Source organism: Allobosea sp. GW821-FHT10B12, assembly GCF_059415545.1.
This window is the reverse complement of sequence record NZ_JBWKNL010000009.1, coordinates 1-19805: the sequence shown is the minus strand read 5'-3', so window position 1 is coordinate 19805 and position 19805 is coordinate 1. Positions and strand designations below refer to the sequence as shown.

19 protein-coding genes are annotated in these 19805 nt (G+C 66.2%); 9 read left to right on the top strand and 10 right to left on the bottom strand.

The features are described from left to right. Nucleotide 1: 1 nt before the first annotated feature. Nucleotides 2–2092: a molybdopterin-containing oxidoreductase family protein gene (locus tag AC07O0_RS25045; RefSeq protein ID WP_494626739.1), complete on the bottom strand. Its 2091-nt coding sequence runs from the start codon at nt 2090–2092 to the stop codon at nt 2–4. A 226-nt stretch (nt 2093–2318) separates the two neighbouring features. On the opposite strand from AC07O0_RS25045, the gene AC07O0_RS25040 reads away from it, so the two are divergent. Further along, the gene (locus AC07O0_RS25040) at nt 2319–3143 is read left to right on the top strand and encodes a MipA/OmpV family protein (RefSeq protein WP_494626737.1); all 825 of its coding nucleotides are present in this window, start codon (nt 2319–2321) and stop codon (nt 3141–3143) included. Between the two features lie 74 nt (nt 3144–3217). Here AC07O0_RS25040 and ndk read toward each other — a convergent pair whose 3' ends face one another. Both ndk and AC07O0_RS25030 read right to left on the bottom strand, forming a co-directional pair. Further along, a complete protein-coding gene (gene ndk, locus AC07O0_RS25035) occupies nt 3218–3640 on the bottom strand; it encodes a nucleoside-diphosphate kinase (protein WP_326873968.1) in 423 nt (140 codons plus the stop codon). A gap of 90 nt (nt 3641–3730) precedes the next feature. Continuing rightward, nucleotides 3731–4000: a sel1 repeat family protein gene (locus AC07O0_RS25030; RefSeq protein WP_110492436.1), complete on the bottom strand. Its 270-nt coding sequence runs from the start codon at nt 3998–4000 to the stop codon at nt 3731–3733. Nucleotides 4001–4362: 362 nt separating this feature from the next. Here AC07O0_RS25030 and AC07O0_RS25025 point away from each other — a divergent pair, with 362 nt between their 5' ends. Continuing rightward, on the top strand, nt 4363–4737 hold the full coding sequence (locus tag AC07O0_RS25025) for a DUF2147 domain-containing protein (RefSeq protein WP_494626735.1): 375 nt from the start codon (nt 4363–4365) through the stop codon (nt 4735–4737). Nucleotides 4738–4880: 143 nt separating this feature from the next. Here the strand turns inward: AC07O0_RS25025 and AC07O0_RS25020 are convergent, their stop codons facing one another. The 5 genes from AC07O0_RS25020 to gatB form a co-directional block, all read right to left on the bottom strand. After that, nucleotides 4881–5588 (bottom strand): glutathione S-transferase N-terminal domain-containing protein, encoded by a 708-nt coding sequence (locus tag AC07O0_RS25020; RefSeq protein ID WP_494626915.1) that lies wholly within the window; start codon nt 5586–5588, stop codon nt 4881–4883. A gap of 113 nt (nt 5589–5701) precedes the next feature. Continuing rightward, nucleotides 5702–6163, bottom strand: a complete 462-nt coding sequence (locus tag AC07O0_RS25015; protein WP_494626733.1) for a GNAT family N-acetyltransferase — start codon at nt 6161–6163, stop codon at nt 5702–5704. 1 nt (nt 6164) lies between these two features. Further along, on the bottom strand, nt 6165–6557 hold the full coding sequence (locus AC07O0_RS25010) for a hypothetical protein (protein WP_494626731.1): 393 nt from the start codon (nt 6555–6557) through the stop codon (nt 6165–6167). Further along, nucleotides 6554–7060: a GNAT family N-acetyltransferase gene (locus AC07O0_RS25005; RefSeq protein ID WP_494626729.1), complete on the bottom strand. Its 507-nt coding sequence runs from the start codon at nt 7058–7060 to the stop codon at nt 6554–6556. Before AC07O0_RS25005 ends, AC07O0_RS25010 begins: the two co-directional genes overlap by 4 nt. A gap of 265 nt (nt 7061–7325) precedes the next feature. Continuing rightward, a complete protein-coding gene (gatB, locus tag AC07O0_RS25000) occupies nt 7326–8804 on the bottom strand; it encodes an Asp-tRNA(Asn)/Glu-tRNA(Gln) amidotransferase subunit GatB (RefSeq protein WP_494626727.1) in 1479 nt (492 codons plus the stop codon). 257 nt (nt 8805–9061) lie between these two features. Between gatB and AC07O0_RS24995 the strand changes: the two genes are divergently transcribed. From AC07O0_RS24995 to AC07O0_RS24985, 3 genes are all read left to right on the top strand, one after another. Further along, nucleotides 9062–10195, top strand: a complete 1134-nt coding sequence (locus AC07O0_RS24995) for an efflux RND transporter periplasmic adaptor subunit (protein ID WP_494626725.1) — start codon at nt 9062–9064, stop codon at nt 10193–10195. Nucleotides 10196–10268: 73 nt separating this feature from the next. Continuing rightward, a complete protein-coding gene (locus tag AC07O0_RS24990; RefSeq protein ID WP_494626723.1) occupies nt 10269–13454 on the top strand; it encodes an efflux RND transporter permease subunit in 3186 nt (1061 codons plus the stop codon). A gap of 14 nt (nt 13455–13468) precedes the next feature. Further along, nucleotides 13469–14155, top strand: coding sequence for a glycine-rich domain-containing protein (locus AC07O0_RS24985; protein WP_494626721.1), 687 nt, complete (start codon nt 13469–13471; stop codon nt 14153–14155). Between the two features lie 8 nt (nt 14156–14163). On the opposite strand, the gene AC07O0_RS24980 is transcribed toward AC07O0_RS24985, so the two are convergent. Then, nucleotides 14164–14754 carry a DUF2345 domain-containing protein gene (locus AC07O0_RS24980; protein ID WP_494626719.1) on the bottom strand — a complete coding sequence of 197 codons (591 nt, stop codon included), beginning with the start codon at nt 14752–14754 and terminating at the stop codon, nt 14164–14166. Between the two features lie 143 nt (nt 14755–14897). Between AC07O0_RS24980 and AC07O0_RS24975 the strand changes: the two genes are divergently transcribed. Then, nucleotides 14898–16367, top strand: a complete 1470-nt coding sequence (locus AC07O0_RS24975) for a cryptochrome/photolyase family protein (RefSeq protein WP_494626717.1) — start codon at nt 14898–14900, stop codon at nt 16365–16367. Beyond that, complete coding sequence (gene aac(3), locus AC07O0_RS24970) at nt 16364–17194, top strand: aminoglycoside 3-N-acetyltransferase (protein WP_494626715.1); 831 nt, start codon at nt 16364–16366, stop codon at nt 17192–17194. The genes AC07O0_RS24975 and aac(3) overlap by 4 nt, the downstream gene beginning before the upstream one ends. A 39-nt stretch (nt 17195–17233) precedes the next feature. Here the strand turns inward: aac(3) and AC07O0_RS24965 are convergent, their stop codons facing one another. Further along, nucleotides 17234–18043: an SDR family NAD(P)-dependent oxidoreductase gene (locus AC07O0_RS24965; protein ID WP_494626713.1), complete on the bottom strand. Its 810-nt coding sequence runs from the start codon at nt 18041–18043 to the stop codon at nt 17234–17236. A gap of 158 nt (nt 18044–18201) precedes the next feature. On the opposite strand from AC07O0_RS24965, the gene AC07O0_RS24960 reads away from it, so the two are divergent. After that, nucleotides 18202–18918 (top strand): alanyl-tRNA editing protein, encoded by a 717-nt coding sequence (locus AC07O0_RS24960; RefSeq protein WP_494626711.1) that lies wholly within the window; start codon nt 18202–18204, stop codon nt 18916–18918. Between the two features lie 50 nt (nt 18919–18968). Beyond that, on the top strand, nt 18969–19805 hold an 837-nt coding region (gene sseA / locus AC07O0_RS24955; RefSeq protein WP_494626709.1), incomplete at its 3' end, for a 3-mercaptopyruvate sulfurtransferase.

Below are 19805 nucleotides of genomic sequence, written 5' to 3'. Positions count from 1 at the left end.
GTCACACCGCCTTGCGAATCCAGACCTTATTGTCGTGGAAGGCGGCGCCGCCATAGGGCGCGGGTGAATCCGCGCCGGTGATGGTGTTGATGCCGCGCCCGCCGCGATGGGCGCTGTTCGGCCAGATCGATTCGGCGATAACGACGCCGCGCACCAGCCCGTCGAACAGCACCGCATCAAGCTCGACCGTACCGCGCCGGTTGCCGACCGTGACATGGTCGCCGGTAGCGATGCCGAGCGCCACTGCATCCGCCGGATGCAGCATCAGCGTCGGCACGCCCTCCTTCTTCTGCGAGGTCGGCGTCTCGGTGAAGCTGGAGTTGAGGAAATTGCGCGCCGGGCTGGTGGCGAGCCGGAACGGATGCTCGGCATCAGCCTGTTCGATCACGGCCCAATGATCGGGCAATGAGGGCAGTGTCTCGTGCGGGCCGACCAGGCCGGCATTGCTGTTCGGCACCTTGGTCCAATCCGGCTTGAAGCGGAACTTGCCATCCCGCCAGCCGAAGCCCTTGAGATAATGCGCCGTCTCGAAATCCGGCTGGATGTCGATGAAATCATTGGCGACCAGCTCTTCGAGCGTACCGCGGCCGGTCTCCTGCAAGGTCCAGTCGACGATCTCGCGCGGGGTCATGCCGAAGCCGCGATGCTCGGCGCCGAGGCGCTGGGCCAGGGCGCAGATCACTTCGTGGTTCGAGCGGCATTCGCCCGGCGGGTCGACGAGCTTGCCGCCCCACATGATGTGCTGGTGGCCACCGCCCTGGTAGAGGTCGTCATGCTCCATGAACTGCGTCGCCGGCAGCACGATGTCGGCCATGCGCGCGGTCTCGGTCATGAACTGCTCGTGCACGACGGTGAAGAGGTCGTCGCGGGCAAAGCCGCGCTTTACCAGTTCCTGCTCGGGTGCGACCGAGACCGGATTGGTGTTCTGGATGAACAGCGCCTTGACCGGGCCGCCCTGGCGCAGCGCCTGCGCATCGCCGGTGAGGACGCGGCCGATCTGCGACTGGTCGAGCTGGCGGACAGTGCGGTCGATCTTGTCGAGCCCCTCGATCAGGCCCTTGCGCCATTTGTAGATGCCGCTGTTCGAATGGAAGGCGCCGCCGCCCTCATATTGCCAGGCGCCGGTAACGGTCGGGATACAGGAAGCGGCGTGGATGTTGACTGCGCCGTTACGCTGGCGGGCAAAGCCATAGCCGAGGCGGAAGAAGCTCTTCTTGCGCGTGCCGACGAGGGCGGCGAACTCCTCGATCTCGCCGACGCTGAGGCCGGTGATCGCCGCCGCCCATTCCGGCGTGCGGGTGGCAAGATGGGCCTCGAGCTCCTCCGGGGCATCGGCGAGGCGGGCGAGATAGTCGCGATCGGCATTGCCGTCGCGGAAGAGCACATGCATGACGGCGCAGGCGAGCGCGCCGTCCGTGCCGGGCTTGAGCACCAGCGGCAGATCGGCCTGGTCGAGCGTGGCGTTGCGATAGATGTCGATCGCGACGATCTTGGCACCGCGCTCCTTCCGCGCCTTGATGGCGTGGTGCATGACGTTGACCTGGGTGTGCACCGGGTTGGTGCCCCAGATCACCACGCAATCCGACTTCGCCATCTCGCGCGGATCGGGCCCGGCGAGCTTGCCAGTGCCGGCAATGAAACCGGTCCAGGCCGTGGTGGTGCAGATCGTCGAATACTGGCCGGAATAGCGCTTGGCGTGGCGCAGGCGATTGATGCCGTCGCGCATCACCAGCCCCATGGTGCCGGCGTAGTAATAGGGCCAGACCGCCTCGGCGCCGTGTTCGGCCTCGATCGCCAGGAAGCGTGTGGCGATCTCGTCCAGCGCCTCGTCCCAGGAGATCCGCGCGAAGGCGCCCGAGCCCTTCGGCCCGGTGCGGCGCAGCGGGTGCAGCAGCCGGTCGGGATGATGGATGCGCTCGGCGTAGCGGGCGACCTTCGCGCAGATCACGCCGTCCGTGTAGCTCTGGCGCTTGTTGCCACGGACCCGGCCGATCGTCTTGCCGTCGATGACCTCGACCTCAAGCGAGCAGGCCGAGGGGCAGTCATGCGGGCAGACGGAAGGCCGGCGCGCGATGAGGGGAAGCTCTGTCATATCCCCTTCCTAGAACAGGTCCAGGGTCGGCGGAAGCGGTGCGGTTGCATTGCCCAGCTGCGGCAAGGCAAGGTGCCGGCATCCGGCGGCTGGGGATTCGGCCGGGCCATCAGCCATACGGGTAGCGTTGTCGCAGGCAGCTGCCCGTCAACTCCGGGTTAAGACTAATGATTCAGTTTGCACGTATCCGAGTAGTCCAAGGCGCTCTGGCGCCGGAGTTCTGACGATGCGTTGCGTTGCGTTCCTTGCCGGCCTTGCAGCCGCCTGTCTTTCCCTGGCGCTGGGCGCGCCGGCGAAGGCCCAATCCTCGCAGTACAGCCAGTACACCTCGCCGGAGCCCGTGCAGAACTGGCATCTGACGCTCGGCGCCGGCCTGCGCTACCAGCCCGACTATATGGGCTCGAACGACTATGTCTTCCGGCCGCGACCGATCATCTCGCTGGCACGCGGCACCAAGAGCACCTGGTGGACCTCCGAGGATGACGCGATCAGCATCGGCTTCTTCTCGGGCAAGGCCTGGCGCGTCGGCTTCTCCGGCAACCTGCTCTGGGAGCGCAAGGCCGACACCAATCCGGCACTGCTCGCCATGGGCGTGCCGAACACCAAGTTCGGCGCCGAGGCCGGCGCCTTCGTCGAATTCTACCCGACATCCTGGCTGCGCACCCGCGTCGATCTGCGCCGCGGCATCGTCGCCCATGAGGGATTGGTGGCCGAAGCCAAGGTCGATGTCTTCCAGCGCATCGGCGCCTGGTCGCTCGGCATCGGCCCGCGCATGACGGTCGTCAGCTCAGACTATGTCCGCACCTATTTCGGCGGCACCGTCGCCGGCAATGGCGGGCTCCTGCGCCGCTACAATGCCGGCGTGCTTTCGGTCGGCGCGATCGCGCAGGCGACCTATCACTGGTCGGACAAGCTGCAGACCACCGCCTATGTCGAGTACAAGCGCCTGATGGGCGACGCGGCCAGCGCGCCGATCGTCAAGGCCTTCGGCGACCGCGACTCGCTCACCTTCGGCATCTCCGCGAGCTACGCCTTCGACCTCGGCTTCTGAGCGCTGCGGCCAGGCATAGAAAAAGGGCGGGTCCGTCGGACCCGCCCTTCTCATGTCTGGGAAGGAAAGCCGGCTCAGCCGACGATCTCGTTGCCCGAGAAGAACTGCGCGATCTCGATCGCGGCGGTCTCCGGCGCATCCGAACCGTGCACGGTGTTCTCGCCGACCGACTGGGCGAAGAGCTTGCGGACGGTGCCCTCGGCGGCGTTGGCCGGGTTGGTCGCGCCCATCACCTCACGGTACTTGGCGATCGCGTCCTCGCCCTCGAGGACCTGCACGACGACCGGGCCGGAGGTCATGAACTCGACGAGCTCGCCGAAGAAGGGGCGCTCCTTGTGGACGGCGTAGAAGGTCTGCGCCTGCGCCGTGGTCATCTGGATGCGCTTCTGCGCGACGATGCGCAGGCCGGCCTTCTCGATGACCGCGTTGACCGCGCCGGTGAGATTGCGCTTCGTCGCATCGGGCTTGAGAATGGAGAAGGTACGCTGGACAGCCATCGTTGTGATCCTTGCGGGAAAATCGGGGAATGCGGCGCGCTTATAGCGGCGCCCTCCCCGGGCCACAAGGCTCGATGGCCGGCCTGAACCTCAATGCCGGGTCAGGAAGCGGCGCGCCTCGCGCAGGGCCTCGGCAGTCTCGTCGCGGCTCATCTCCAGTGCCAGCTCGCTGCGGTGAGCGGCGGCACGGGCGCAGCCCTTGGCGAAGGCGACGTTGAACCAAGTCTGGGCAGCAACCAGGTCGACCGGGCCGGAGCGACCGGACGCATGCATCAGGCCGAGCTCGTAATACGCATCCGCCGAGGCTTCCATCGGGATCGCCAGCGAGGCCGGGATCGCGCTCATTTCCATGCGTGCCATGACAAACTCTCCCTGTTTTCCTTCGATGCCAGCCCGTTTGGAGGCCGCGGCTTGTGAGGAGAGGTTCGGGCCGAGCGGTAAAACAACCCGCTAAATTTTGAGATGAATCGAAGCTCAACGAGTCGCAAACGAGGGGTTAAAGCAAGATTCGATTCAGGCTCCCGCGCCGAATCCGGCAATGATTTCAAGCGATTCCGAATTCGCCGCCAACTTGTGCGTCAACTTGCGATTCACCTTGCCCAAGGTCAGCACGGCTAGCGAGCCTTCACGAAGAGCCATCTTGGAAGCTGGCGCGGCTTCGGATATGGTTTACATCTGAACCATCTGAGCGACGAAGATCGCCAGCAACGAGGAGGAACGCCATGGCCATTCGCCTGCCCCTGACTGCCGCCAGCCTACTGTTCGCTTTCGCCATGCCCGCTTCGGCGCAGGACGTCACCGGCACCTGGTTGCGCGACAGCGGCGCATCCAAGGTCCGCTTCAGCAAATGCGGCGAGGCGATGTGCGGCACGATCTCCTGGCTCAAGGATGCGAGCGGACCGGCCAAGCTCGGCCAGCGCATCTTCTACGACATGAAGCCGGCCAGCGCCGGCAAATGGAACGGCAGCGCCTTCAACCCTGAGGACGGCAAGACCTATTCCGGCACGATGTCGCTCTCCGGCGACACGCTGACCACCGCCGGCTGCGTCATGGGCGGGCTGATCTGCCGCTCGGTAAAGTGGTCGCGCAGCAACTGATCCAGCGCGCCTCAGGTTCTGCCATTCGTCATGGTCGGGCTTGTCCCGACCATCCACGTCTCCGCTTCAATCCGCGAATGCGGTGTTCAAGACGTGGATGCTCGCCACAAGGGCGAGCATGACGGCAGTGGCAAGCCGGCGCCTCAGCGCGCCTTCTGGCCGAACAGAACAGCCTTTTCCTCCGGCGTGCTGATCCCAGCCGGGTTACGCAGTTCCTCGGCGACCTTGAGCCCGCGCTGCACCGCCGGGCGCGCCAGCATGGTGTCGAGCCAGCGCGCGACATTCGGGAACTGCTTGATGTCCTGGCCTTGACGCTCCCAGCCGCGGGCCCAGCCGACGCAGGCCATGTCGGCGATCGAATACGCGTCGCAGATGTAGTCGCGGCCTTCGAGGCGCTTGTTCAGCACGCCGTAGAGGCGGTTGGCCTCGTTGGTGTAGCGGTCGATCGCGTAAGGCACCTTCTCCGGCGCGTAGATGCGGAAATGGTGGGTCTGTCCGAGCATCGGGCCGAAGCCGCCCATCTGCCAGAACAGCCATTCGTCGACAGCGACACGGCCGCGCTCGTCCGCCGGGTAGAACTTTCCGGTCTTGCGGCCGAGATATTGCAGAATCGCGCCGGATTCGAAGACCGAGATCGGCTTGCCGTCCGGCCCGTCGGGATCGACGATCGCCGGCATGCGGTTGTTCGGCGAGATCGCCAGGAACTCCGGCTTGAACTGGTCGCCCTTGCCGATGTTCACCGGGATGATGGTGTAGGGCAGCCCGGTTTCCTCGAGCATGATGGTGATCTTCCAGCCGTTCGGTGTCGGCCAGTAATGGAGATCGATCGACTTGCCCTGCACTGCTGCCATGTCCCAGTCCTCGCGGGTTGTTGCGGGTCGTCGGGACATCTAGGCCTCGGGCGGTGCTCCTGTAAGAACCCGGCCTGCGCGCCCGGCGCGGGCGCGGCATGCGGGCAGCGCGCTCACAGCTCCAGCTTGAAGCCCTCGTGGCTCTGGTCGAAGCCGAGGCGGCGATAGAAGCGGTGCGCCGCCTCGCGCGACTTGTTCGAGGTCAGCTCGACCAGGCCGGCGCCATTCTTACGGGCGAAGTCGACCGCATAAGCGACCATAGCCTCGCCGATGCGCCGGCCGCGCAGGGCCGGATCGACATGGACGCTTTCAAGCTTGGCGCGCTTGCGGCCGCGACTGATCAGGCCGGGGATCAGCGTGACCTGCAGAGTGCCGACCACCTTGCCGTCGAGCTCGGCAACGAAGAGCGTGTTGTGCGGGCTGGCGGCGACCTCATCGAAGGCGTCGAGATAGGAGGGGTGAGCCGCCTCCTGCGCAATCTCGTCATCGCTGCGCGTCTGCTTGGCGGCCCCCAGCATGATCAGGGCGGCGATACGCGCGGCATCGTCGCGGCGCGCCGGACGAATCTGGATCATATTATTGTCCAAGGTGGTCATCGGTAGGCTTCTTCGTTTTGCTCGCGAAGTCAGAGCTTTGCGATCGTGGATCGCTTTTCCAAGCTATAGCCTCAGTCTCGCTGATTATCCTACCGACATCCGTCATTTGATAGGCTGCAGAAGAAAGCGCCCCTGCAACGCGGTCCGACTTCACAAGGACGTAGACACTGTCGACCAGCGTATTAGCAAAATTTGGCCCGCGTTCTCTGCGAACGATGCAATCGTGCGAGTCCGCATGGCCGTCCGAGAGTGCGATCTTGCAGGTGGTCGCGTAATATCTCCCGGCGTCGAACTGCTTCAGGAAGCCCGTGACAGGCCAAAAGTGAAGCAGGAACTGCCGTTCACCGAAGGGAATCACGTCGTAGGTTTTCATACGACGAAGAGCCGTTTCGCCATGATCAGCGTGTTGGGCGTATCCTCGCGCCCGTCGAAGCGGGCCTGGCGCTGCAGGAAGAAGCCCATGCGCTCGTAGAAGGCGATGGCGAGCTCGTTCTGGCTCTCAACCTCCAGCCGCGCCACCGGCGCTTCGGGAAAACAGGCGAGCGCGACCTGCAGCAGTGTGCGCCCGATGCCTTCACCTTGCCGAGCCGGCGAGACGTAGAGCCGTGTCAGCATCGCCGCCCGGTCGGGCTCGCGGCGGGCCGAGGCGGTGCCGACGAGCTCCTCGCCCAGGAGCGCGACCAGGAAGACACCGCTGTCGCGACCAAGCTGGGCCGCGAGCGCATCGAGCGAATGCCAGGCATTGGTGATTTGCGCGACCCGCTGCCAGCCATAGATGCCGTCATAGGCATCGTGCCAGGTCTCGACCAACAGCGAGCGGACCGCCGGCAGATCGGCGGCGAGCGCATCGCGGATGATCAAGTCCTTTGGCGTCACCGAGAGCTCCTAGCAGAACCTGGATGGGTCTCGACGCCGGCAATTCGTTCGATCCGCCAGGAGCGATGCGCAGCCGATACGCTGAGTATCGGCAAGCGTCGCGACGCCGCGGGCGGGCGAATTCCCGGCGCCAAAGGTGGGCTTTGGAGGGCCGACTGCGGCGTCGGATCGACTTGCCGATATCGAAAGATATCGGCTGCGCGCTCCTCCTGGCATTCGGCTCCTCCAAAGCCCATCGAGGCCCATCCAGGTTCTGCTAGGAGCTCTAGATCCCCAGCTTCTTCTTCAGGATCTCGTTCAGCGCCTGCGGGTTGGCCTTGCCGCCCGAGGCCTTCATCGCCTGACCGACGAACCAGCCGAGCATGGTCGGCTTCAGCTTGACCTGCTCGACCTTGTCCGGATTGGCGGCGATGATCTCGTCGACCGCCTTCTCGATCGCGCCGGTGTCGGTGACCTGCTTCATGCCGCGGGCCTCGACGATCTCACGCGGATCGCCGCCTTCGGTCCAGACGATCTCGAAGAGGTCCTTGGCGATCTTTCCGGAGATCACGCCCTCGCCGATCAGGTCGACGAGGCCGCCGAGCTGCGCAGCCGAGACCGGCGAGGCCGAAACGTCCTTGCCTTCCTTGTTGAGGCGGCCGAACAGCTCGTTGATCACCCAGTTGGCTGCGGCCTTGCCGTCGCGGCCCTTCGCCACCGCCTCGAAGTAGTCGGCCTGCTCGCGTTCGGCGACAAGCACCGAGGCGTCATAGGGCGAGAGCCCGTACTGCGCGATGAAGCGGCTCTTCTTGGCATCCGGCAATTCGGACAGACCGGCCTTCAGCCCGGCGATGAAGGCATCGTCGAATTCGAGCGGCAGCAGGTCCGGATCGGGGAAGTAGCGATAGTCATGCGCCTCTTCCTTCGACCGCAGGGAGCGGGTCTCGCCCTTGCCGGGATCGTAGAGCCGGGTCTCCTGGTCGATCGTGCCGCCATCCTCGATGATACCGATCTGGCGGCGGGCCTCGACCTCGATCGCCTGGCCGATGAAGCGGATCGAGTTGACGTTCTTGATCTCGCAGCGCGTGCCGTAAGGATCACCGGGCTTGCGGACGGAGACGTTGACATCGGCGCGCAGGTTGCCCTTCTCCATGTCGCCGTCGCAGGAGCCGATATAGCGCAGGATGGTGCGCAGCTTGGAGACATAGGCCTTGGCCTCGTCGGCCGAGCGCAGATCAGGCTTGGAGACGATCTCCATCAGCGCCACGCCCGAACGGTTGAGGTCGACGAAGCTCATGGTGGGATGCTGATCGTGCATCGACTTGCCGGCGTCCTGCTCGAGATGCAGGCGCTCGATGCCGACGCTGATCTGCTCGGTCGGCGAGAGATCGACCGCGATCTCGCCCTCACCGACGACCGGATGCTTGTACTGGCTGATCTGGTAGCCCTGCGGCAGATCGGGGTAGAAATAGTTCTTGCGGTCGAAGACCGAGCGCTTGTTGATCGCAGCGTTGAGGCCAAGCCCGGTGCGGACCGCCTGTCGCACGCATTCCTCGTTGATCACCGGCAGCATGCCCGGCATCGCCGCGTCGACCAGGCTGACATGAGCGTTCGGCTCGCCGCCAAAGGCGGTCGAGGAACCGGAGAACAGCTTGGCGTTCGAGGTGACCTGCGCGTGGATCTCGAGGCCGATCACGATCTCCCAGTCGCCGGTCGCACCCTTGATCAGCTTCTTGGGGTCGGCGGGGCGGACATGCGCATTCATGAGACGACTTCCGTGCGGTGTTGCTACTGACGCGGGCGCGCGCGTTCTTCAGGTAGAGCTTCAACCAGCCGCCAGCAAGCGTCTGATGCTCACGACGCTTGCGAACGTGGCCTGGAAGCGACAATCCCCGGTTGCCGTTGAAATTAGTACCGAAATGTCGAGTGAAGAAACTTGACAATCGTCAGCGGGATGGAGTTGTTGCGCATTCGGCCGGAAACCGTGAAGGTTGCGCCGCGCCCGCATTTTCGGAGTTTCACATGATCCGCCGCTCCAGCCGGGCCCTCGCCGCCCTGGCGGTCCTGCTCCCGGCCCTGTCCGCCGAGGCCCTCGCCCAGGGTGCCCCGCCGGCACCACCGGTGACCGTCGCCAATCCGCTCGCCAAGCGCGTCACCAACTGGGACGAGTTCACCGGCCGCTTCGAGGCCAGCGACCAGGTCGAGGTCCGGGCCCGTGTCTCCGGTTTCCTCGATTCGGTGCATTTTCGTGACGGCGACCTGGTCAAGGCTGGCGACCTGCTATTCACCATCGATCAACGGCCCTACAAGCTCGCCGTCGACGCCTCCAGGGCCGAGGTCGCGCGCGCCAAGGCACAGGTCGACCTTAACCAGAACGAGGTCGAGCGCGCCGAGGCGCTGACGCAGAACCGCACCATCACCGCCCGCGACATCGACCAGCGCCGCGCCAACCTCAACGGCGCGATCGCCAGCCAGCAGGCGGCCGAAGCCAACCTGAAGACGGCCGAGCTCAACCTGGAATGGACGCAAGTTCGTGCACCGCTCGCCGGCCGCGTCTCGAACCGGCGCGTCGACCAGGGCAACCTGATCGCCGGCGGCCAGTCGGGTGCGACGCTGCTGACCACGATCGTGGCGGTCGATCCGATCAAGTTCGTCTTCGACACCTCCGAGGCCGACTATCTTCGCTATGCGAAGTCGCAGGATCTGCGGAAGCCCGGCACCCCGGTGCGCGTGCGGCTTTCGAGCGAAACCAAATGGGACCGCGAAGGCAAGATCGACTTCGTCGACAACGCACTGAACGCTCGTTCGGCGACGATCCGCACCCGCGCCGTCTTCCCGAATGCCGACGGGCAGCTGACGCCGGGAACCTTCGGGCGCCTGCGGCTCTTCGCCGGCGAGGGCGACGCGTTGCTGGTGCCGGATGCCGTCATCGTCTCCGACCAGGCCAACAAGATCGTGCTGACGGTCGGCGCGGACAACAAGGTGGTGCCGAAGCCGGTTCAGCTCGGCGCGATCAGCGACGGGCTGCGCGTCATCACCAGCGGCCTCAGCGCGAGCGACAAGGTGATCGTCAATGGCATCGCCAATCCGATGGTGCGGCCAGGCGTCGCGGTGACGCCGCAGCCGACCGAGATCAAGGCCGCCGCAGCTAACTGAAGGCCTCAATAGGCCGCTTCAAGAGTGGACGGCATATTCCGTCCGCCCTGCCCTCTTTGGCCAGGACCAAAGCATGTTCCGCTTCGCCCATTTCTTCATCGACCGGCCGATCTTCGCGACCGTGCTCTCGGTGCTGCTGACGATCGCCGGCGCCATCACCCTGCGCACCCTGCCGATCGCCGAATATCCCGAGATCGCGCCGCCGACCGTCACGATCACTGCGAACTATCCGGGCGCCTCGGCCGAGGTCGTGGCCTCGACGGTCGCCGCGCCGATCGAGCAGGAGGTCAACGGCGTCGACGACATGCTCTACATCTCGTCGCAGTCGACCGGCGACGGGCGCGTGACGATCAACGTCGTCTTCAAGGCCGGCACCGATGTCGACCAGGCCCAGGTTCTCGTGCAGAATCGTGTCTCGGCGGCCGAGCCGCGCCTGCCGCAGGAGGTGCGTACGCTCGGCCTGCAGGTCCGCAAGGCCTCGCCGGACTTCCTGATGGTCATCCACATGCTGTCGCCGGACGGCTCGCGCGACCAGCAATACGTCTCGAACTACACAACGCTCAACGTCAAGGACGTGCTGACCCGTGTCGAAGGCGTCGGCGACGTGCAGGTCTTCGGCGCGCGCGACTATTCGATGCGCGTCTGGCTCGATCCGGCAAAGGTCGCGGCGCGCAACCTGACCGCGGGCGACGTCGTCGCCGCGATCCGCGCCGCCAACATCCAGGTCGCGGCGGGCGCGATCAACCAGCCGCCGGCGACGTCTGACGGCGCCTTCCAGCTCTCGGTCAACACACTCGGGCGCCTGACCAGCATCGACGAGTTCTACAACATCGTCGTCCGCTCCGATGCCGATGGCGGCACGATCCGCGTGCGCGACGTCGCGCGCGTCGAGCTCGGCGCGCAGGACTATCTCTCCAACTCCTATCTCGACAACAAGGAAGCTGTCGCGATCGGTGTCTTCCAGCGCCCGGGCACGAATGCGCTCGCGGCCTCGGAGGCCCTCATCAAGACGATGCAGGAGCTGTCGAAGAACTTCCCGGCCGGCGTCGAGCACACCATCGTCTACAACCCAACGGAGTTCATCAGGGAATCCGTTTCGGCCGTGGTCACGACGCTGCTCGAGGCGATCGTGCTGGTCGTGATCGTGGTGATCCTGTTCCTGCAGACCTGGCGCGCCGCGATCATCCCGATCATCGCGATCCCGGTCTCGCTGGTCGGCACCTTCCTGATCATGAGCGCGGTCGGAATCTCGTTCAACACGATCTCGCTGCTGGCGCTCGTGCTCGCGATCGGCATCGTCGTCGACGACGCGATCGTCGTGGTCGAGAACGTCGAGCGCTACCTCGCGCAGGGGATGAGCGCGGTCGACGCCGCGCACAAGACCATGGACGAGGTCGGCGGCGCGCTGCTGGCGATCGCCCTCGTGCTCTGCGCCGTGTTCATCCCGACGGCCTTCATCACCGGCCTGCAGGGAACCTTCTACCAGCAGTTCGCGGTGACGATCGCGGCCTCGACGGCGATCTCGTGCTTCGTCTCGCTGACCCTGTCGCCGGCCCTGGCGGCGATTCTGCTGAAGCCGCACAGCCATGAGGAGCCGAAGGGCTTCCTGGCGATGCTGAGCGCGCCGCTGCGCTGGTTCTTCAAGTACTTCAACAAGGGCTTCGACTGGCTCTCGCACGCCTATGGCTCGGTGACCTCGCGCCTGATCCGCTTCGGCGTGATCATGCTGCTGGTCTATGCCGCGCTCATCGCGGTCGCCGGCCAGCGCCTGGCTGCAATTCCGACCGGCCTGGTGCCACAGCTCGACCGCGGTTACTTCATCGCCGTCTTCCAGCTGCCGGCGGGCTCGTCGCTGCCGCGCACCGACGCCGTTATCCGCAAGGCGACCGACATCCTGCTGTCGCGGCCGGGCGTCGCCCATGCCGTCGCCTTCGCCGGCCTCGACGGCGCGACCTTCACGCTGGCGCCCAATGCCGGCGTGGCGTTCGTAACCCTCACGGACTTCAAGGAAAGGGCGAAGCAGGGGCTGACCACCCAAGGTATCCTCAACGACCTGCGCACCCAGCTGTTCTCGATCGGAGAGGCTTTCGCCCTGATCATCGAGCCCCCGGCGGTTCCCGGCATCGGCAATGGCGGCGGTCTCAAGGGCTATGTCCAGGATCGTGGCGGCAAGGGCCTGGCGGCGCTGGAAGGCGCGACTTGGGCCGTGGCCGGGACGGCCGGCCAGACGCCCGGCATCCAGCAGCCCTTCACGCTGTTCTCGACCAAGACGCCGCAGGTCTATGCCGACATCGATCGGACCAAGGCCGAGATGCTCGGCGTTCCCGTGACCCGTATTTTCGAGACCCTCTCGGTCTATATGGGTTCGGCCTATGTCAACGACTTCAACATCCTCGGCCGCACCTTCCGCGTCACGGCCCAGGCCGACAACCCCAATCGCCTCGACATCCGCGACGTCGCCGACCTGAAGACGCGCAACGCCGATGGCGAGATGGTGCCGATCGGTTCGGTCGCTACCTTCTCGGACACGACGGGTGCCTATCGCGTGCCGCGCTACAACCTCTATCCGGCAGCCGAAGTGCAGCTGTCGATGGCGCGCGGCTACTCGACCGGCCAGGGCATCGCAGCGGTCGAGCAGATCGCTCAGAAGGTCCTGCCGGCCGGCTTCGGCTTCGAATGGACCGAGATCGCGCTGCAGGAGAAGCTCGCCGGCAACACCGCGATCATCGCCTTCGGCCTCGCTGTCGTCTTCGTCTTCCTCTTGCTGGCGGCGCTGTACGAGAGCTGGACCTTGCCGCTGGCGGTCATCCTGATCGTGCCGATGTGTATCCTCGCGGCGATGATCGGCGTCGGCTACAAGGACTTCGACCGCAACGTGCTGGTCGATATCGGCCTCGTCGTGCTCGTCGGCCTCGCGGCGAAGAACGCGATCCTGATCGTCGAGTTCGCCAAGCAGGCCGAGGACGAGGGCATGAGCCGGCGTGACGCCGCGATCGCCGCGGCCAGGACCCGGCTCAGGCCGATCCTGATGACCTCGCTCGCCTTCATCCTCGGCGTGCTGCCTCTGACGATCTCGATCGGCGCCGGCGCGGAAATGCGCCAGGTGCTAGGCATCGCGGTGTTCTCCGGCATGATCGGCGTCACCCTGTTCGGTCTGCTGTTCACCCCGGTGTTCTACGTCGTGGTGCGCTGGCTTGCCGGGCTCGGTAGCAAGAAGAAGCCAGCCGAGCCGAAGCAGGCCACGCCGCAGGCGCACTGACATAGAGCCTCACAATGATGATGACCCTCACCATCCTGATCGGCGTGGTGGGGGTCATCGCTTGTTTCGGTGGCTACAACGTCTGGATCGAGGATCGGCGCCTGCGCCGAGCTGAATTCATCCGACATTATCGCTGGCCGCGCGGCCTGCTCGACAAGCTGGCGGCTCAGCGCGACGGTTTTACGCGCAAGGAGACCGCGCTGGTTTCGGAGGGCCTGCGGCAGTTCTTCCTGGCCTATCTCAACTCGGGGCGGCGCGAGGTCGCGATGCCCTCGCAGGTCGCTGACGACCTCTGGCACGAGTTCATCCTCTACACCCGCGACTATGGCCGGTTCTGCAAGGCTGCGTTCGGGGACTTCATGCATCACACCCCCGCCATCGCCTTGCGGGACGGTCAGCGCCGCGACAATGCGGCTCTGCGCCGGGTCTGGTGGCAATGCTGCCAGGACGAAAACATCGACCCGGAGCGGCCGACACGGCTGCCGCTGCTCTTTGCCCTCGATGCCAAGCTCAAGATCGCCAACGGTTTCGTCTACGTGCCGGATTGCGAGGAATTGCGCCGCAACGGTGATCGGGGCGTCCAATGCGCCGGCGACTTTTCGCGGCAATCCTCCGACTCCAGCTGCAGTGGCGGTGGCTGCAGCGGCGGCTCCGACAGCGGCGGGGGCGATGGCGGCGGCTGCGGTGGCGGCGGCGATTGAGCCGCGGCTCAGTTCTGCTTGATCTTCGAGCCCTTGATCACGACGTCGGAGCTTGCCGTCGCAGTGATCTTGCCGCTCGCCCTGATCGTGACGTCCTTGCCCTTGAGGTCGATGGAGCCGTCCTTCTTCAGGTTGAGATCCGCAGAGCCCGCATCGAGCATGATGCCGTCGGCAGCCTTCACCACCAGCGCCTTGCCGCTGGCGATCTCGAAATCCTTGCTGCTGTCGAGATCGATGCTGACGGCGGCTGCAACCTCGAAGGCGCGCGTCGCCAGGCTGATCTCGCGATTGGCGTTCATGCTGAGCGCGGTCCCTGCGATGATGCCGATGCTTGTGCCTGCGGCCGTGCGCATGCCGGAGCCGACATTGACGACATAGTTCGAGCCGACCGCCGTCCGGAAGTTGCTCCCGACCGAAAGCGCCAATTCGGCGCCGACATTGACGGTGCAGGTGCCACCCACGGTGATCGACAATCCAGCCGGAGCCGTGATCGCGACCGAACCGCCCCGTCCGACATTGAACGCCTGCAGCAGGGCGGTGAGTTGCGCCTCGAGCGCGGCGACCCGCCGGCTCAGGGCCTCGACTTCCGGCGCCGCCATGACCTCACCCCTCTTCTTTTGCGCGCAGCCGATCCAATCTATCACGAACCGCTGCGGCTCGCGGCGGCCCTATCCCTTTGCGCCATGCAACCAAACCGGTTCCATCGGCGTATCAGAGCATCGCATCGACAAGGCCTCACCGAGTGACCCTACGCCCTGCCCTGCTCTGGTTCCGCGACGATCTGCGCCTGTCCGACAACCCGGCCCTGAGAGCTGCGATCGACCGTGGCCCACTGATCTGCCTCTACATCCTCGACACGTCGACGGAGCGCCGGCCGCTCGGCGGTGCGGTGCGCTGGTGGCTGTCGCGCTCACTGACGGCGTTGTCCGAGGCGATCGCGGCGAAAGGCGGCGAGCTCCTGATCCTGCGCGGCGATCCGGCGGAGCTGCTGCCCGATGTCGTGGAGCTGACAGGCAGCGGCTATGTCGCCTGGAACCGGCGCTATGACGGCTCTGCGATCGCGCTCGACAAGGCGCTGAAGACGGCTCTCACCGGGGCCGGCATCGAAGTCGAGAGTTTCAACGCCAGCCTGCTCAACGAGCCATGGCAGGTGAAGACCAAGGCGGACGGCCCGTTCAAGGTGTTCACGCCCTATTGGCGTGCGGTGCGCGAACTTGGCGAGCCGTCGGCGCCACTTTCGGCGCCTGCCAGGCTGAGCAAGGCGAGCCTCCCGGCCGCGTTGCGCCAGCAGGCACTCACGATTGCCGATCTCGCCCTGGAGCCGACGGCGCCCGATTGGGCCGGCGGGCTGCGCGAGACCTGGATGCCGGGCGAAGACGGGGCGCAGGAGCGACTGGACTCCTTCCTCGATGAGACGCTCAAAGGCTACCGCGACGGGCGCGACCGCCCTGACAAGCTCTCGACCTCGCGACTGTCGCCGCATCTGCGCTTCGGCGAGATCAGCCCCCGCCAGATCTGGCATGCGACGAAAGCGGCGCTGGAGGGAGGCGCCACGCCGGGTTCGGCTGCCGATGCCGAGAAGTTCTTCAGTGAGCTCGGCTGGCGCGAGTTCTCCTACCATCTGCTGTTCCACAATCCCGACCTCGCTAGCGTCAACTATGATCGCCGCTTCGATGCGATGTCCTGGGAGCAGGATGAAGCCGGCCTAGCGGCCTGGCAGAAGGGGATGACCGGCTATCCGATCGTCGATGCCGGCCTGCGCGAACTCTGGCAGACAGGCTGGATGCACAACCGCGTGCGGATGATCGCGGCCTCTTTCCTGATCAAGCACCTGCTGACCGATTGGCGCGTCGGCGAAGCCTGGTTCTGGGACACGCTGGTCGACGCCGACCCGGCGAACAATCCGGCGAGCTGGCAATGGGTCGCCGGCTCCGGCGCCGATGCGGCCCCCTATTTCCGCGTGTTCAATCCAGTGACCCAAGGCGAGAAATTCGATCCCGAAGGCGCTTACGCGCGGCGTTTCATCCCCGAACTGGCAGGGCTCGACGACAAATTCATCCATCGTCCGTGGGAAGCACCGGCGAGTGCACTGAAGCAGGCTGGGATCGCGCTCGGCCAGGACTATCCGGAACCGGTCGTCGCGCTCGATTTCGGTCGCCGGCGCGCCCTCGACACCTTTGCCACCCTTCGATCGGAACAGCCTCCACAATGACGTCCGCCACCGCCTCCTTCGTGACCCGCACCTCGCTCGCCTCCGATCTCGCCGCACTCGGCCTCGCCTCGGGCGACGCGGTCATGGTCCATGCCGCTGTCAGCAGGGTCGGCCGCCTGCTCGATGGCCCCGACACGATCATTGCCGCCCTGTCCGAAACCGTCGGGACGAGCGGCACCGTCCTCGCCTATGCCGATTGGGAAGCGCGCTATGAGGACCTCGTCGACGAAGAAGGCCGCGTGCCGCCGGGCTGGCGCGACCATATCCCGCCCTTCGACCCGCTGCGCTCGCGCGCCATCCGCGACAACGGCGTTCTGCCGGAGTTCCTGCGGACGACGCCCGGCGCGTTGCGCAGCGGCAATCCTGGCGCCTCCATTGTCGCACTGGGGGCGAAGGCGGCGTGGTTCACCGCCGAGCACCCGCTCGACTACGGCTATGGCGAGGGCTCGCCGCTCGCCAAGCTGGTCGAGGCCGGCGGCAAGGTGCTGATGCTCGGCGCCCCGCTCGATACGCTGACCCTGCTGCACCATGCCGAGCATCTGGCTGATATCCCCGGCAAGCGCGTCCGGCGGATCGAGGTGCCGCTGGCGACGGCGACGGGTGTCCAATGGCGCATGATCGAGGAGTTCGATACCGGCGACCCGATCGTGGACGGGCTGTCGGAGGATTATTTCGCAGAGATCGTGACGGAGTTCCTCGCCGGCGGCCAGGGCCGGCGGGGACTGATCGGCGCCGCTCCATCCGTGCTGGTCGATGCGGCGGCGATCACCGCCTTTGGTGTCAACTGGCTCCAGACACGGTTCGGATCGCCCTCACCTCGAATCTGAGGTTCATCGCCCAAGCCGTTGGAAAAGAGTCGCCCCCGGCTACACCGCCCCGTCGCGGCGACCGCCGCGGTGATCGCCGGCGAGCCTGCGCATCGCCCAGAAATAGACCGGGTAAGGCAGCAGCCGCATCCCCTTCATCAGCCAGGCGAGACGGCGGGGGAAGGCGATCTCGAAGCCCCCCCGGGCGAAACCATCGGCGATACGGACCGCCGCTTCTTCATGCGAGACCATGAACGGCATCGGGAAACTATTGCGCTGGGTCATCGCCGTGTCGACGAAGCCGGGATTGACCAGTTGCAGGCGGATGCCACGCCGCTCGCAATCGAACCTCAGCGCCTCGCAGAGGTGAATGGCAGCTGCCTTCGAGGCGCCGTAGGCCGCTGCGCCCGGCAGACCGCGATAGCCAGCCAGCGAGGCGTTGACCGCGATCTGTCCCTTGCCGCGCGCCGCCATGCGCTCGGCGACAGCCGCAGCGCCACGCACGACACCGAGGAAGTTGACGGCGAAGACCTGCTCGAAAGCCGTGACGTCGACCAAACCCGGCCCATTGCGCGGAGCGATGCCGGCATTGAGAAAGGCCAGCGCGATCGGCCCATGCACGCTCTCGATGCCGTCGACGACCGCTGCCATCGCTGCCGGATCGGCGACATCGCCGGCATGGGCGACGATCCGCCCCGCGAGCCCATCCGCACTGAGCGCCAGCGCCTCCAACCTGTCGAGCCGGCGCGCGGTTGCGGCGACCGTCCAGCCACGCCGGGCCAGCTCGAGCGCCACGGCCGCGCCGATGCCGGAACTCGCCCCGGTCACCCAGGCGACACCGTCCTGCGGCTCGATGCGCGGCATGGTCATGTCTCGGTCGGGCCTCCTTGCCGCGGCAGTCCTGCGCCGGACCCTAGTGATGGGAAGCCCGCAGCGGAAGCCCCGCCGGTAGCGCACCCGCGTGGCCACCCACCGTCTTTTCCGCGCCGGCCTCGCCTGCGATAGTTCGGGCGATGAAGGAGATCGCGATGCCGACCGAGTTGCTGTTCCGAAACGACGCCTATCTGGCCGAGACCCCCGCAACCGTCGTCGCGATCAACGAGCGCGGCGGCATCGAGCTCGACCGGACCGTATTCTACGCCACCGGCGGCGGCCAGCCGGGCGATGCCGGCATCCTCGTCCGCAATGACGGTACCGAGATCACGATCGGCATGGCGATCTACAATCCCGAGGACAAGAGCCGCATCCTGCATGTCCCGCTCGAAGGCCAGGCGGCGCCCGCCATTGGCGAGGCGCTGCTCGCCAGGCTGGACTGGGAGCGCCGGCTGAAACGCATGCGCATCCACACCGCGCTGCATCTGCTCAGCGTCATCCTGCCCTATCCCGTCACCGGCGGCGCGATCGGGGACGGCGACGGGCGGCTCGACTTCGACATTCCCGAAGGCGGGCTCGACAAGGCGGAGCTGACCGAGAAGCTCTCGGCGCTCGTGGCGAAAAATGCCCCGATCACGGAACGCTGGATCACCGACGAGGAGCTCGACGCCAATCCGGGCCTGGTCAAGACGATGTCGGTCAAGCCGCCGCGCGGCTCGGGCCGGGTCCGGCTGGTCTCGATCGAGGGTATCGACCTGCAGCCCTGCGGCGGCACGCATGTGCGCAACACCTCCGAGATCGGTGCGGTCGCCATCACCGATGTCGAGAAGAAGGGCAAACAGAACCGGCGCGTGCGCATCGCGCTCGCTTGAACTTTCCGTCATAACATCCTGAAAACAGACTCCCTTCGAGGACGCAGTCCATGGCTCGCAACGACATCTTCGTCTCCACGCAATGGCTGGCCGAGCGGCTCGACGCGCCCGACATCGTCGTGGTCGACGGCTCCTATTATCTGCCGGCCCAGAAGCGCGATGCGGGTGCCGAATATCTGCAGCAGCGCATCCCCGGCGCGGTCCGCTTCGATGTCGACGTGATCAAGGACGAGAGCTCCAGCCTGCCGCATATGCTGCCGCGGCCCGATGCCTTCGCCGCCACCGTCGGCGCCATGGGCATCGGCGACGGCATGCGCATCGTCGTCTATGATGGGCTCGGCCTGTTCTCGGCGCCGCGCGTGCGCTGGACCTTCCAGACATTCGGCGCCAAGGACGTGGTCATCCTAGACGGCGGCCTGCCGCAATGGCTGGCCGAAGGCCGGCCCGTCAGGGATGGCGCGCCGCGGCAGCGCGCGCCGCGCAGCTTCACCGCCAGGCTCGACCATTCCGCCGTCGCCGATATCGACGATGTGGCGCGCGCGCTGGAGAGCGGCGCGATCCAGGTCGTCGATGCCCGCCCGGCCGACCGCTTCCGCGGCGAGGCGCCGGAGCCGCGCCCCGGCTTGCGCTCGGGCCATATGCCGGGCGCGCTCAACCTGCCCTCCTCGGCGCTGGTGGTCGACGGCAAGCTCAAGGAGCCGGAAGCGCTCGCCGCAGCCTTCCGCGAGGCCGGCGTCGACATCGACAAGCCGTTGCTGACCAGCTGCGGCTCGGGCGTCTCGGCGGTGGTCCTGTCGACGGCGCTGGAGCTGCTCGGCAAGCCGGCGCGTGCCGTCTATGACGGCTCCTGGGCCGAATGGGGCGCGAGCGAGCGCCCGGTCGCGACC